This window comes from Microbacterium sp. SWDP-B6, assembly GCF_059803615.1.
The window spans coordinates 60,477-74,136 of sequence record NZ_JAPFGV010000003.1; the positions used below are offsets into that span (position 1 = coordinate 60,477).

A 13,660-nucleotide genomic window follows, 5' to 3' on the forward strand; every position below is an offset into this window, starting at 1 on the left:
CACGAAGGAGTGACGATGACGCCCCCGCTCGATCTGTCTCGGCGGCAGTTCCTGACTGCCGCCTCCGTCACGGCCGCCGCAGCGCTGCTCGCCGGCTGCGCCCCTGGCGCCGTCCCCGGCTCGAACGCCACGACCCTGCAGTTCTGGCATCTGCTCTCCGGAGGCGACGGCGTGACCATGTCGCAGCTGCTCGACGCCGCCAACGCGGCGCAGAGCGACTACCGCATCCGCCCCACGGTGCTCGCATGGGGCACTCCGTACTACACGAAGCTCGCCATGGCGGGTGCCGGCGGCCGGGCCCCCGACGTCGCGATCATGCACGCGACGCGCACGGTCGGCTGGGCACCCGGCGGCCTGCTCGACACCTGGGACCTCGACCGGCTCGCAGACCTCGGAGTCGACGCCTCGACGTTCCCGAAGCCGATCTGGGAGAAGGGCTTCGTCGGCGAGAACATGTACAGCGTCGCGCTCGACGCGCATCCGTTCGTCGCGATGTTCAACACCGACATCTGCGACGCGGCCGGCGTGCTCGACAGCGACGGCCGACTGCAGGAGACCTCCTCTCCTGAGGAGTTCCTCGATCAGCTGCGCGCCATCGGGGGCCAGGCCGAGGGTCACGCGCTCTCGTACGGCTACCTCGGCGACGGCGCCCAGATGTGGCGTCTCTTCTACACGTTCTATTCGCAGCACGGGAGTGCGATGGAACTGCCGGCCGGCGGCAAGGCCGTGATCGACAAGGACGCCGCTGTCGCGTCTCTGACGCTCATGCGCACCCTGCTCGACGGGGAGATCGCCCTCGCCCAGGCCGACTACGGCAGCGCGGTGGCCGAGTTCGCCACCGGCAAGAGCGGGATGCTGTTCAGCGGCGTGTGGGAGCTGCGCACGATGCAGGCGGCCGAACTGCCCCTGGACGCCACCATGATCCCCACACTGTTCGGCACGCCGGCGGTCTACGCCGACTCGCACTCGTTCGTGCTGCCGCATCAGACCAACGCCGATCCCGCGAAGCGCGACCTGACCTACCGGTTCGTCGCCGACATGCTGAAGGGCTCGTTCGGGTGGGCCGAGGCCGGGCACATCCCTGCTTTCCTCCCGGTCACCGAATCGCCCGAGTACGCCGACCTCATTCCCCAGGCCAACTACGCCGAGGCCGCGCAGCACGTCGTCTACGACCCCACCGCGTGGTTCACCGGCTCGGGGTCGAGCTTCCAGGGCGAGTTCGGCGCCGCCGTGCAGGGGGTGCTGCTCTCGGGCGACGACCCCGCGGCGGCCATCGACCGGTTCGAGGCCCGGGTGAACACACTCCTCCGACAGCCCAACCCGGCCGACCCCGAGGGGACGTTCGCATCATGACCACCGCGACGGACTCCACGCGCACCATCGTCACCGGCTCGAAGTCGGCCCTGCCCGCTCGACGCGCCGGCTCCTCCCGCAACCGAGAGCAGCTCATCAGCTGGGCGTTCCTCGCTCCCTTCCTCCTCGCGTTCGTGCTGTTCCTCGCGTGGCCGATCGTGCACGGCATCATCCTCAGCTTCACCGACCAGTCGCTCACCGGGGCAGGCGGTTCCTTCATCGGCTTCGCGAACTATGCCGAGGCGCTCGCCGACCCCAAGATGTGGCAGTCGATGGGCAACACGGTGTGGTTCACGCTGCTCTCGACCGTGCCGCTCGTCGTGATCGCGCTGCTCATGGCCGCTCTCGTCGACCGCGGCCTTCCCGGCCAGTGGCTGTGGCGGCTGTCGTTCTTCATGCCCTATCTGCTCGCCTCGACCGTGATCTCGCAGATCTGGGTCTGGATCTTCAACCCGCAGATCGGCGCGGCGAACAACATCCTCGAGTTCTTCGGCCTCGAGCCGCTGGCCTGGCTGCAGAACCCCGACACCAACATGCTGTCGATCGTCATCGCCACCATCTGGTGGACGGTCGGATTCAACTTCCTTCTCTATCTCGCCGCGATGCAGAACATCCCGCCGCAGCAGTACGAGGCCGCATCGCTCGACGGCGCGGGCCCGTGGCGGCAGTTCTGGTCGATCATGCTCCCCCAGCTGGGACCGGCGACCGTGCTGATCCTGATCCTGCAGATCCTGGCATCGCTGAAGCTGTTCGATCAGGCGTACCAGATGCTCGGCGGCGTCGCGAGCGACACCACCCGCTCGATCGTGCAGTACATCTACGAAGCCGGCTTCGTCAGCTACCGATTCGGCTACTCGGCCGCGATCTCCTACGTGTTCTTCGCTCTCATCGTCATCATCGGCGTCGCGCAGGCTCTGATCATGCGCCGCCGGAAGGAGTCGCAGCTGTGATGTCCACCGCCACACTCACCGAGACCATCACCACCGCCAAGCCGGCGCGAGCCCGCCGCTCGCACCTGCCAGGTCAGAAGCCGTTCGGTGCGCTGCGCATCAGCGCCCTCGTCGTCCTGATCATCCTCGCGATCGGCTGGCTGCTGCCGTTCCTCTGGGCGGTCGCGACCGCCTTCAAGACCGAGACGGATGCCGCCAGCGGCGACCCGTCGTGGATCGGCGCCTCGGGCCCGACAGTCGAGGCCTTCGCGGCGATCCTGTCGCAGGGCAACGTCTACACCTGGGCGTTCAACAGCCTGTGGACGTCGGTCGCGGTGACCCTGATCACCCTGACGATCTCGGCACTCGCCGCCTACGCGTTCTCACGGCTCGACTTCACGGGCCGCAAGTGGCTGTTCGTCGTCATCATCGCCTCCATCGTCGTGCCGCCGCAGGTACTGATCATCCCGCTGTTCTACGAGATGCTCGCGTTCAACATGATCGACACCTACTGGGGCCTGATCCTGCCGCAGGTCGTCGCCCCGGCGATGGTGTTCATCCTCAAGCGCTTCTTCGACGCGATCCCGATCGAGCTCGAAGACGCGGCCCGCGTCGACGGCGCCAGCCGCCTGCGCATCTTCTGGTCGATCGTGCTGCCGCTCTCGCGGCCGATCCTGGCATCCGTCGCGATCTTCGTCTTCATCGGCGCGTGGAACAACTTCCTCTGGCCGTTCCTCGTCATCAACGACACCACTTTGATGACGCTGCCGGTCGGCCTGCAGACGGTCATCAGCGCCTACGGCGTGCAGTACGCGCAGGTCATGGCGCAGGCCGTGCTCGCCGCGCTGCCGCTGATCATCGTGTTCATCATCTTCCAGAAGCAGATCGTCAAGGGAGTCGCGACCAGCGGCTTCGGCGGTCAGTAGTCCCCCACAAGCCACAATCAAGGAGAGCAATGAGCAAGGCCCGCATCACCATCGATCGCGACTTCACTATCGCCGACGTCCCCCGAAGGCTCTTCGGGTCGTTCGTCGAGCACATGGGGCGCTGCGTGTACACCGGCATCTACGAGCCGGGCCACCCGCAGGCCGACGAGCGGGGCTTCCGTCAGGACGTGCTCGCCCTGGTGAAGGAGATGGGTCCGACCGTCGTCCGCTACCCCGGGGGCAACTTCGTCTCCGGCTACCGCTGGGAAGACGGAGTGGGCCCGGTCGAAGACCGCCCCGTGCGCATCGACGGGGCATGGCACACCATCGAGACCAATGCGTTCGGGCTGCACGAGTTCATGGACTGGGCGAAGGAGGCCGACGTCGAGGTCATGGAGGCCATCAACCTCGGCACCCGCGGCGTCGAAGAGGCACGGTCGCTCGTCGAGTACGCGAACCACCCGAGCGGCACCTACTGGTCGGACCTGCGTCGCAAGAACGGCGCTGAGAAGCCGTTCGACATCAAGCTGTGGTGCCTGGGCAACGAGCTCGACGGACCGTGGCAGATCGGCGGCAAGACCGCGACCGAGTACGGCCGCCTCGCGCAGGAGTCGGCCAAGGCCATGAAGCTGGTCGACCCGACGATCGAGCTCGTCGCGGTCGGCTCGTCTGCGCGGTCGATGCCGACGTTCGGCACGTGGGAGCACACGGTGCTCACGCACGCCTACGACGAGGTCGACTTCGTCTCGATGCATGCCTACTACCAGGAGCACGACGGCGACGCCGAGTCGTTCCTCGCCGAGTCGGTCGATATGGATGCGTTCATCGACGGCGTCATCGCGACGATCGACGCCGTGAAGGCCGCGGGCAAGCACACCAAGCAGGTCGACATCTCGTTCGACGAGTGGAACGTGTGGGACCAGGTGAAGTACAACGACGTCGAGGCCGGCGAGGTCGCGAAGTCGGGCTGGCGGGAGCACCCGCGTCTGATCGAGGACACGTACAACGTGACGGATGCCGTCGTCGTGGGCACGCTGCTCAACAGCCTGCTGCGCCACGGCGACCGCGTGAAGATCGCCAACCAGGCGCAGCTCGTCAACGTGATCGCGCCGATCCGCTCGGAGGAGAACGGTCCGGCCTGGCGTCAGACGAGCTTCTGGCCGTTCGAGCGCATGGCTCGCCTCGCGAAGGGTCGCATCCTGCGCCTCGCGGTGTCGGCACCGCAGATCGAGACGAAGCGCTACGGCGGCGTCGACGCGGTCGATGCGGCGGCGACGTGGGATGAGGAGACCGGACGCGTCGTCGTCTTCGTCGCGAACCGCTCGCTCGACGAGGAGAGCGACCTGACGGTCGAGCTGCGCGGTCTCACGGCGCTCCGTGTCGTGAACGCCGAGACGCTGACGATCCCCGAGGGCGGCGACCGCCACACCTCGAACCTCGAGACCACGCAGGATGCCGTGCACATGGTGCCGCTCGCAGCCGCAGAGGTCGTCGACGGCGCCGTGCGCGCGACGCTCCCGCCACTGTCGTGGTCGGTGATCGAACTCGCCTGAGGCTCGCCTCGACCGCAGAAGGCCCGGCATCGCAGTCCGATGCCGGGCCTTCCGCTGTGCTCACGGCATCCGCTCGTCGGCGCACGCGGCACCCCGCAGACGGCCGCGCTGTGGAGACGGCGGCGTCCCGGAGATGCGAAGAAGCCCGGCATCTTTCGATACCGGGCTTCTCGGCGAGGGGTTCACGGCCGAAGCCGGTCACACCCTCAGGAGGTGATCAGTGTGTCAGCTCTCGATGAGCTGGCGACGACGGAAGACCAGCAGCAGTCCACCCGACAGCAGCGCGAGCGCGATCGCTGCGGCGGAGAGCGGGACGAGCAGGTCGGCACCGGTCACGGCGAGTCCGCCGTCACCGGGTGCCGCTGCGCCACCGTCACCGGGAGCTGCTCCGCCACCACCGGCGACCGGGGCCGCGAGGACAGCGAACGCCAGGTCGGTCGGAGCCGACGAGACGCCGTCGATGGCCTGCGTGGCCGACACCGTGTATGTGCCCGACTCGAGAGCCGCACCGAAGTCGACGCTCCATGCGCCGTCCTCGACCGTGGCCGTGAACGTGCCGCTCGCTGCGGCGAAGGTGCTTGCGAGAGCCGCGGTGTTCGCCGTGGCCGGCTCTGCGCCGTTGAGCTTCACCGTGACGGTCGCACCGTCGATGCCCGTGCCGGCGAGACCTGCGGGGCCGTCGTTGTGGGCGAACTCCGCGCCGTTCGCGACCGAGGTCACGGCCGGCGAGACCGGGAGGACGGAGAACGTCGAGGTGGCCTCAGGCGAGACCTCGTCTTCGCCCTCGATCGTGCGGGTCTGCGTCACGACGACGCTGTGCGAGCCGTACTCGAGGTTCAGTCCGTCGACGGTCCAGGAACCGTCTGCGGCGACCTCGGTCGTGCCGAGGACATCGCCCTCAGCGTCAGCCACCGTGATGGTGGTGGTCGGCAGGCCGGTGCCGCTGACCTCGGTGACGGTCTCGTTGACCGTCGAGCCGTCTGCTGGCGAGGTGATGACCGGTGCGACGAGCGGTGCGGGCACCACGGTCACGTCGAGCGTGACGGTCTCGGAGGAGCTGAAGCCGGTGCGTGCACGGACCGAGGCGGTGTGGTCGCCGAGCTCGACGGGACCGACGACCGAGAAGGCGCCGTTCACGACGTCCACAGTCTGGTCTGCACCGAAGCCGGTGACCGTGACCTTGGCTGCGCCAGGAGCGGTTCCGGTGATGGCCGTTCCAGGCTGCACCTCGGCACCATCGGCCGGGCTCGTGATGACCGGTGCGTCGAGGTCGAGTGCGACCTCGTAGCCGTCGGTCTTGGGCAGAGCGGTCACGAGCGATGCCGCCCAGGTGAACTGCTCTTCGGTCTCGGTCGCCTCGGACCCACCGCTGATGAGGCCGACGGCCGCATTGCCCTGGATGACCGCGCCGCCGGAGTCACCGGGACCCGCGAGCGTGTTGCTCGAGAAGCCCTGCACCCAGTGTCCGTCGATGTTCGCCCATCCGTCGAGGATGTCGTTGCCGTCGACCGTGCCGGTGGTGAAGCCGGTCGTGCGACCGCTCTTCGAGACCTCTCCGAGCACCGGAGCGGCGACCGACTTGATCGGGACGACGCTGTCAGCGAGCGAGCTGAGCGAGTCGCCGGCCGTGGTCCAGTCGGTGACCGCGGGGACCGGGTTCCATCCAGCGGCCCCGTCGATGTCGATGACCGAGATGTCGGTGGCGGTGGTGTCGCCGTTGAAGCCTGCGCCGCCGTCTCCGCCGCCGAACTGGGCGAAGCCGAACGTGCCGAGCAGTTCGATGTCGCTGGGCAGTGCGACCCGGTCGCTGCCAGCTGCCTTCTCGCTGCTGGGGACGGTCAGCGTGGTGTCGGTGAGGCGCTCGTCGTTCTCGCCGAAGGCGCAGTGTCCGGCGCTCAGCAGCGCGGGATCACCCTCGGGCGAGAATGCGGCGAAGCCGATCGAGCACGACCAGGCCGCGCTGCCGGGCTCATCGGCGAGGAAGCCGGGAAGGTCGGGAGCAACGGACAGGTAGCCCTGTCCGCCGACGACGTCGCCCTCGTCGAAAGCAGTGAGTACCTTGTCGACCTTGACGACGGAGCTGGCGTCGGGCACGCCGACATCTACCGCGACCGCCTCCGAAGACCTGTTCGCCGTGCTGTCGGCGGTCACTACAACCACCTTCTCGCCTTCGGCGGTCGTGCCGACGGCGACGAGATCGATGTCGTTCTCCTCGGCGGCCTTCTGGGAGTTGAGAACCTCGGCAGGAACCTCCGACGTCTCGGTCGGGGCCGGAGCCGGAGTCTGGTCTGCGCCATCTTCAGCGAACGCCGCAGGCGCTCCGAGGAAGAGGCCCGAGAGGGCGAGCGTGGTGGCGGCCGTCAACGCCAATGGGCGTCGGCCTGTCACTCTGTGCTTCATGTGATGTATGTCCTTGCTGGTCACGGATCGTCAGTCAGTTTCATATCCGGCAGTGTGCGATGCACACAGAACCGTTCGCCTCCCGGTGGAGGCGTGAACTGCGACGCTGGCCCCCCGACAAGCAGGATCCTGTCCGTCGGGACGAACAGGGATCTCTAGAAGAGTACCCAGTAAATCCACAGAATGGGGAAATTGTTTACCGGAATTTCACCCCTTGACCTGGACGTCCTCTGTGCGATAAGCGCGCACGCGCGTCGTCGTCCGACAGGGCGAACCGATCGGCCCCGGCCGGATCGAGACTGCGATCGCATTCGCAGGCGGCACCGTTAGCATGGCCAGCATGAGCACCCACCGCAGAGCACGAAACCTCGTCGGCCTCGCGATTCTGGGAGCCTTCGCGCTGATGGGCGCGGCCTGCGCGACGGGGGCACCGGGTGGCGCACCCACCTCGAGCAGCGACGACGACGCCGTCATCGAGAAGCTCGTCGGGCTGTGGGGCGAGGATTCCTCGGGCCAGCCGCACCTCGAGTTCGCCGCCGACGGCACGGTGCACGGCAGCGACGGATGCAACGGCATCACGACGACCTACTCGGTGAACGGCGACCGCGTCGACCTCGCCCGGTTCGCATCGACTCTCAAGGCCTGCCCCGGGGTCGACGACTGGATGCGCGGCATCCGCGCGGTCGAGATCGACGGAGACGTCCTGGTGATCAAGGATGCGTCCGGCGCCGAGCTGGGAAACCTCGCCCGCGCGAGCTGATCACCACCGCAGCGGCGAGCGCGGCCTCCGACGAGCACCCGACGAGCACCCGACGAGCACCCGACCCGGGTGCGCTGACCCGGGCCGGTGCCCTGCTCAGTCCTCGATGTGACGCTCGTCGACGCCGTCATAGAGCGACAGCGGGCGGATCAGCGCGTTCGCTCCGGCCTGCTCGATCACGTGCGCGGTCCACCCGGTCACGCGCGCCGCGACGAACAGCGGCGTGAACGTGAGGGTGTCGAAGCCGATGAGGTTGTAGGCAGGGCCCGACGGATAGTCGAGGTTCGGGTAGATGCCCTTGCGCGCGACGAACTCCGACTCGAGCGCGTCGTACAGCTCGGCCACCTCGGGGCGGTCGTAGTGCTCGACGAGAGTGTCGAGAGCGGCCTTCATGGTGGGCACACGCGAGTCGCCGCTCTTGTAGACGCGATGACCGAATCCCATGATCTTGCGCTTCTCGGCCAGGGCGTCGTCGAGCCAGGGCACGACGTTCGAGGCCTCGCCGATCTCGTCGAAGATGTGCAGCACGGCCTCGTTGGCACCGCCGTGCAGCGGGCCCTTGAGCGCGCCGATCGCTCCGACCACGGCCGAGTAGAGGTCACTGAGGGTCGAGGTGATCACGCGGGCTGTGAACGTCGAGGCGTTGAACGAGTGCTCGGCATACAGGATCATCGAGCGGTTGAACGCATCGACGACCACCGGATCGGGCTCCTCACCGAACGTCATCCAGAGGAAGTTCGCCGAGTAGTCGAGGTCGTCGCGGGGCTCGATGAGCTGCTCCCCTCGGCGGCGACGCTGACCGTAGGCGACGATCGCCGGCAGCGCCGCGAACAGACGGATGCTGCGCTCGAGGTTCTGCTCGGGGCTGCCGCCGGCATCCAGCACCGATCCGCCCGCGTTCGGGTCAGAGGCGCCGATCAGGCTGACCGCCGTGCGCACCTCGTCCATCGGGTGGGCCTCGACGGGCACCAGGTCGATCGCCGTCTTCACGTTGTCTGCCAGCGCGCGGTGCTCACGCTCCGTCGCGCGGAACGCCGCCAGCTGTGCGGCATCCGGCAGCTCTCCGTGCCAGAGCAGGTACGCGACCGCCTCGAAGGGCTGCGTCGCCGCCAGCTCCTGCACGGGGTAGCCGCGGTAGAGCAGGCTGTTCGTCTCGGGGTTGACCTTCGAGATCGCGGTCGTGTCGACGACGACCCCGGCGAGGCCCTTCTTGATGTCCGGCTCGGTCATGCTCACTCCTTCGTGACGGTGAAACCTGCGACGCCCGAGTCGAACTGCTTGTAGGACTCGTAGTCGATCAGGTCGTAGAGATCGGCACGGTGCTGCATCTCACCGAGCTTCGAGGTGAGGTGCCCCTCCTCGTTCAGCGTATCGAGCGCACGGCCCGCCGCGCCCATCGCGATGCGCAGCAGCGACACAGGCCAGATGACCATGTTGACGCCGACGTCGCGCAGCTGGTCGACCGAGAACAGGTCGCTCTTGCCGAACTCGGTCATGTTGGCCAGGATCGGCACGTCGAGTGCGGTCGCCATCGCCTCGAATTCGGAGAGCGTCCGCATCGCCTCGGGGAACACGGCGTCTGCCCCGGCATCCACCAGCGCCTTGGCGCGGTCGATCGCGGAATCGAGCCCCTCGACGGCGCGGATGTCTGTGCGCGCCATGATCAGGAAGTTCGGGTCGCGACGGGCGTCGGCCGCCGCTCGGATGCGACGGATCGCCGTGCTCTCGTCGACCACGCTCTTGCCGTCGAGGTGTCCGCAGCGCTTCGGGTTGATCTGGTCTTCGATGTGGGTGCCGGCGAGGCCCGCATCCTCGAGCTCCTGGATCGTACGGGCGACGTTCATCGGCTCGCCAAAACCGGTGTCGGCGTCGACGATCGCCGGGATATCGGTCATGCGCGCGATCTGCTTCGCCCGCCCCGCGACCTCGGTCAGCGTGGTGAGGCCGATGTCGGGAACCCCGAGGTCGGCGGACAGCACCGCGCCCGAGATGTAGACCCCGTCGAATCCCTTCTGCTCGATCAGGCGGGCGCTCAGCGGGTTGAAGGCACCGGGGAACCGCAGCAGCTCGCCGCTCGCGAGGCGTTCGCGGAACAGGCGGCGCTTCTCGGCCGGGGTGACGTGCGAGTACAGCATCAGTTCTCCTCAAGCGTGTCGCGCATCGATACCGCGTTTCGTCTCGCTCGGCTTCGCCGTGCTCGCTCAACGACCGGGGGTCCCGCTCCCTCGGTCGTTGAGCGAGGCCCGCGAAGCGGACCGAGACGAAACGCAATGCCCTCGGTCGTTGAGCGAGGCCCGCGAAGCGGACCGAGACGAAACGCGGTGAGATTCATCAGAACAGGCCCTTCGGAGCATCCGCCGCGTCGAGCAGGCCGGGCTTGGCGATGATCGACAGTTCGCCGACCTCGGCGGCCGTGAGCTCGGGCAGGCGCTGCACGAGCTCGAGGAACCGCTCGATCTCGGCCGGCTCGAGCACGGGCTCGGCCAGCAGTCGGAACTTCGCGATGTAGTTGGCGCGGGCGAACGGGCGCGCGCCGAGCGGATGCGCGTCGGCGACGGCGATCTCGTCGACCACGGTCGTGCCGTCGGTCAGGCGGAACTCCACGCGACCGCCGAACGCCTTCACATTGGGGTCTTCGGAGTGGTAGCGGCGCGTCCACTCGGCATCCTCGGCCGTGGTGATCTTGTGCCACAGAGCGACGGTGTCTTCGCGACCGGCCCGCTCGGGCGTGTACGAGTCGACGTGGTGCCAACCGCCGTCCTGCAGGGCGACAGCGAAGATGTACGGGATCGAGTGGTCGAGCGTCTCGCGCGAGGCCGTCGGGTCGTACTTCTGCGGGTCGTTCGCGCCAGAGCCGATCACGTAGTGCGTGTGGTGGCTGGTGTGCAGCACGATCGCCTCGATGTTCGCGGGGTCGCGCAGTGCCGGGTTCTCGGTGCCGAGCTTGCGGGCGAGGTCGATCCACGCCTGCGCCTGGTACTCGGCCGAGTGCTCCTTCGTGTACGAGTCGAGGATCGCGCGCTTCGCCTCGCCCGCGGCGGGCAACGGCACCTCGTAGGCGGCATCCTTGCCGTCGAGCATCCAGGCGATCACGCCGTCTTCACCCTCGTAGATCGGGGCGGGGCTGGTCTGCCCCCGCATCGCCCGGTCGACCGCCTCGACGGCGAGCTTGCCCGCGAAGGCCGGGGCGTGCGCCTTCCACGTCGAGATCTCGCCCTTGCGGCTCTGTCGCGTGGCGGTGGTGGTGTGCAGGCCCTGACCGACGGCCTGGTAGATCGTCTCGACGTCGAGCCCGAGCAGGGTGCCGATGCCGGCGGCGGCCGACGGGCCGAGGTGGGCGACGTGATCGATCTTGTGCTTGTGCAGGCAGATCGCGCGCACGAGGTCCATCTGGATCTCGTAGCCGGTCGCGATGCCGCGCAGCAGCGCGCGGCCGTCGGCCTGCACGTGCTGGGCGACGGCGAGGATCGGCGGGATGTTGTCGCCCGGGTGCGAGTACTCGGCCGCGAGGAACGTGTCGTGGTAGTCGAGCTCGCGCACGGCGACGCCGTTGGCCCAGGCCGCCCACTCGGGGCTGGTGCGGTGGTCGAGCGCCGCGCCGAAGACCGTGGCGCCGATGCCGCCGGTCGAGACGGGGTGGCTGAACGCCTGGGCGCGGGCCGCGTTGATGGGGCCGCGGGTGAGCGATGCCGCGGCCACCGACGCGTTGTCGATAATGCGGTTGATGATCATGTCGGCGACGTCCTGCTCGACCTCGACCGGGTCGGCGGCGACCTCGGCGATCTTCCAGGCGAGCTGGTCTTCTCGAGCGAGGTTCTCGTCGCTGCGGTGCACGCGGACGTGGTGGGTGACGGTCATTTCACACCTTCTGGGTTGGCTGTCAGGGAGTCGAGGATGCCGGTGAGCGCGTTGTGCAGATGCACGTGAGTGGCGTGCGCTGCGAGGTCGCCGTCTCGCGCACCGAGCGCTGCGGCGATCGTGCGGTGCTCGGCCGCGGAGGCCGCGAGGCGGTCGGGCTTGTCGCGGGCCATGCGCCGCACCCGCACGAGGTGGGTGCGCACGGTGCGCAGCGCCGAGGCGATGTAGTCGTTGTCGACGGCCTGGTCGAGAGCGGCATCGAAGCGGGCGATGAGGGCGTAGTACGCGTCGCGGCCTTCGACGGCGGCGAGATCGACGTGCGCGAATTCGTCGGCGAGCGCGGCGAACAGCGAAGCGTCCCCTCGCTGAGCGGCGAGTCTGGCGGAGGTCTCCTCGAGCGCGCGGCGGATCTCGAAGAGGGCGCGGATGTCGTCGGCATCCAGGTCTGCGACCACGGTGACACGCGGCGACTGCTGCACGACCAGGCCGTCGGCCGCGAGGCGTCGCAGGGCCTCGCGCATCGGCGTGCGGCTGATGCCGAGGCGAGCGGCCTGCTCGACCTCGCCCAGCACGAACCCGGCGGGGAGGGCGCCCGACTGGATCTCCTCCAGCAGTGCCGCGTGGGCACGGTCGCTCGCGGTAATGCGATCGGCGACAGAGCTCATGCCCTCAGTGTATACATAGAAGCGGTATCTGCGGACTGAGTGACCAATTCAGTGGTTAGACGTATACATTGAGTGCCCGGTGGCCGGATCCGCGCGGACCCGCTGTGCGCGCAGCCCGATCGGCGGATGGTCGAAAGAGCATCCCACGCCCGGTGGGTGGTCAAAGAAGCATCCGAAGAGCCGCCCAGAGGTGCGAATGTGACCACGCACCGGCACCCCGCGTGTGACTACCGCTGCGGCACCCCCACCGCATCCGGAATCGGTTCGACGAACTCCGCAGGGCGCGGCTCGCCGAGCTTCACGACCACCACTCCGACGAGCACGAGCGCTCCGCCGAGAGCCTGCAGCAGGTCGGGCAGCTGTCCGAGCAGCAGCCAGCCGAACAGCAGTGCGGCGACGACTTCGGAGAGTGCGACGAAGGATGCGAGGCGCGAGCCCAGCATCCGGGTCGATGCGATGCCGAGCACGTAGGCGAGGGCAGTGGCGATGAGGCCGATCGCCAGCACCGGCACGAACCACGGCACGGTGCCGAAGCGGTAGGTGATGTCATCGGTCGTCCAGGCGATGGGCAGGATGCCGACGAGGCCGGCGATCGTGAGAGCGACGGCGCCGAGCAGCAGCCCTCCTCCGGCGAGCGCTATCGGCGGCAGGCCGGTGTCGGCCTTGGCCGAGAGCAGGAAGTACGTCGCGGCGCCGACCATCGCGGCGAGCGCCCAGAGGATGCCGGCGACGTTGACCTCGGCACCGGTGATGATGTCGAGCATCAGCACGAGACCGACGAAGGCGATGGCCGCGCCGATCACACTGCGGCGACTCGGCCGTTCACCCCGCCGGATCCACAGCCAGAGGATGACGGCGATCGGGGCCGTGTACTCGATGAGCAGCGCGAGGCCGACGTCCATCACGGCCACAGCCTGGAAATAGCAGAGCTGCGTGGCGGTGACGGCGAGGAGTCCGTAGGCGGCGACCATGCCCGCGTTCTTCCTGAGCACTCCCCAGCGACCCCGGAGCGAGATGATCGTCGGCACGAGCAGCACGAGAGCAGCGACCCAGACCCGCGCGGTCACTGCCGCACCGGGGGTCCATCCCGCGTCGATGAGTCCTCGAGCCCAGGCGCCGGACATCCCGAACGCGAAGGCCGCGCCGATCGCCAGGGGCAGACCGAACCGCACACCCGGCGCAACGATGTCATTTGCAACCTTGCTCATGACAGGTG

11 protein-coding genes are annotated in these 13,660 nt (G+C 68.3%); 5 read left to right on the forward strand and 6 right to left on the reverse strand.

What is annotated here, in order from left to right:
- Positions 1-15: 15 nt before the first annotated feature.
- Genes OPU70_RS06280 through arfA form a run of 4 tightly spaced genes read left to right on the forward strand, consistent with a single transcriptional unit; the run spans position 16 to position 4,761 of the window.
- A complete protein-coding gene (locus OPU70_RS06280; protein ID WP_498557355.1) occupies positions 16-1,353 on the forward strand; it encodes an extracellular solute-binding protein in 1,338 nt (445 codons plus the stop codon).
- Positions 1,350-2,303 carry a carbohydrate ABC transporter permease gene (locus tag OPU70_RS06285; RefSeq protein WP_498557356.1) on the forward strand — a complete coding sequence of 318 codons (954 nt, stop codon included), beginning with the start codon at positions 1,350-1,352 and terminating at the stop codon, positions 2,301-2,303. Before OPU70_RS06280 ends, OPU70_RS06285 begins: the two co-directional genes overlap by 4 nt.
- Positions 2,303-3,208, forward strand: coding sequence for a carbohydrate ABC transporter permease (locus tag OPU70_RS06290; protein ID WP_042541398.1), 906 nt, complete (start codon positions 2,303-2,305; stop codon positions 3,206-3,208). Before OPU70_RS06285 ends, OPU70_RS06290 begins: the two co-directional genes overlap by 1 nt.
- Positions 3,209-3,237: 29 nt before the next feature.
- Positions 3,238-4,761 carry an arabinosylfuranosidase ArfA gene (arfA, locus tag OPU70_RS06295; protein ID WP_498557357.1) on the forward strand — a complete coding sequence of 508 codons (1,524 nt, stop codon included), beginning with the start codon at positions 3,238-3,240 and terminating at the stop codon, positions 4,759-4,761.
- Between the two features lie 225 nt (positions 4,762-4,986).
- Here the strand turns inward: arfA and OPU70_RS06300 are convergent, their stop codons facing one another.
- Positions 4,987-7,149 carry an Ig-like domain-containing protein gene (locus tag OPU70_RS06300; protein ID WP_498557358.1) on the reverse strand — a complete coding sequence of 721 codons (2,163 nt, stop codon included), beginning with the start codon at positions 7,147-7,149 and terminating at the stop codon, positions 4,987-4,989.
- Between the two features lie 352 nt (positions 7,150-7,501).
- Here OPU70_RS06300 and OPU70_RS06305 point away from each other — a divergent pair, with 352 nt between their 5' ends.
- Positions 7,502-7,921 (forward strand): META domain-containing protein, encoded by a 420-nt coding sequence (locus OPU70_RS06305; protein ID WP_194285965.1) that lies wholly within the window; start codon positions 7,502-7,504, stop codon positions 7,919-7,921.
- Positions 7,922-8,017: 96 nt separating this feature from the next.
- Here the strand turns inward: OPU70_RS06305 and OPU70_RS06310 are convergent, their stop codons facing one another.
- The 5 genes from OPU70_RS06310 to OPU70_RS06330 all read right to left on the reverse strand — a co-directional run bounded on the left by OPU70_RS06310 (position 8,018) and on the right by OPU70_RS06330 (position 13,652).
- Positions 8,018-9,151, reverse strand: coding sequence for a bifunctional 2-methylcitrate synthase/citrate synthase (locus tag OPU70_RS06310; RefSeq protein WP_079113636.1), 1,134 nt, complete (start codon positions 9,149-9,151; stop codon positions 8,018-8,020).
- Between the two features lie 2 nt (positions 9,152-9,153).
- A complete protein-coding gene (prpB, locus tag OPU70_RS06315) occupies positions 9,154-10,056 on the reverse strand; it encodes a methylisocitrate lyase (RefSeq protein WP_475435114.1) in 903 nt (300 codons plus the stop codon).
- A gap of 196 nt (positions 10,057-10,252) precedes the next feature.
- A complete protein-coding gene (locus OPU70_RS06320; RefSeq protein ID WP_498557359.1) occupies positions 10,253-11,779 on the reverse strand; it encodes an MmgE/PrpD family protein in 1,527 nt (508 codons plus the stop codon).
- Positions 11,776-12,444 carry a GntR family transcriptional regulator gene (locus OPU70_RS06325; protein ID WP_498557360.1) on the reverse strand — a complete coding sequence of 223 codons (669 nt, stop codon included), beginning with the start codon at positions 12,442-12,444 and terminating at the stop codon, positions 11,776-11,778. Before OPU70_RS06325 ends, OPU70_RS06320 begins: the two co-directional genes overlap by 4 nt.
- A gap of 227 nt (positions 12,445-12,671) precedes the next feature.
- The gene (locus OPU70_RS06330; RefSeq protein ID WP_498557361.1) at positions 12,672-13,652 is read right to left on the reverse strand and encodes an EamA family transporter; all 981 of its coding nucleotides are present in this window, start codon (positions 13,650-13,652) and stop codon (positions 12,672-12,674) included.
- Between the last annotated feature and the right edge of the window lie 8 nt (positions 13,653-13,660).

Bases quoted from the DNA above. Each gene is read 5' to 3' on its own strand.
- OPU70_RS06285 (WP_498557356.1), top strand. From the start codon at position 1,350: ATGACCACCGCGACGGACTCCACGCGCACCATCGTCACCGGCTCGAAG.
- OPU70_RS06305 (WP_194285965.1), top strand. From the start codon at position 7,502: ATGAGCACCCACCGCAGAGCACGAAACCTCGTCGGCCTCGCGATTCTG.
- OPU70_RS06290 (WP_042541398.1), top strand. From the start codon at position 2,303: ATGTCCACCGCCACACTCACCGAGACCATCACCACCGCCAAGCCGGCG.
- OPU70_RS06320 (WP_498557359.1), bottom strand. From the start codon at position 11,779: ATGACCGTCACCCACCACGTCCGCGTGCACCGCAGCGACGAGAACCTC.
- OPU70_RS06280 (WP_498557355.1), top strand. From the start codon at position 16: ATGACGCCCCCGCTCGATCTGTCTCGGCGGCAGTTCCTGACTGCCGCC.
- OPU70_RS06330 (WP_498557361.1), bottom strand. From the start codon at position 13,652: ATGAGCAAGGTTGCAAATGACATCGTTGCGCCGGGTGTGCGGTTCGGT.
- arfA (WP_498557357.1), top strand. From the start codon at position 3,238: ATGAGCAAGGCCCGCATCACCATCGATCGCGACTTCACTATCGCCGAC.
- OPU70_RS06310 (WP_079113636.1), bottom strand. From the start codon at position 9,151: ATGACCGAGCCGGACATCAAGAAGGGCCTCGCCGGGGTCGTCGTCGAC.
- OPU70_RS06325 (WP_498557360.1), bottom strand. From the start codon at position 12,444: ATGAGCTCTGTCGCCGATCGCATTACCGCGAGCGACCGTGCCCACGCG.
- prpB (WP_475435114.1), bottom strand. From the start codon at position 10,056: ATGCTGTACTCGCACGTCACCCCGGCCGAGAAGCGCCGCCTGTTCCGC.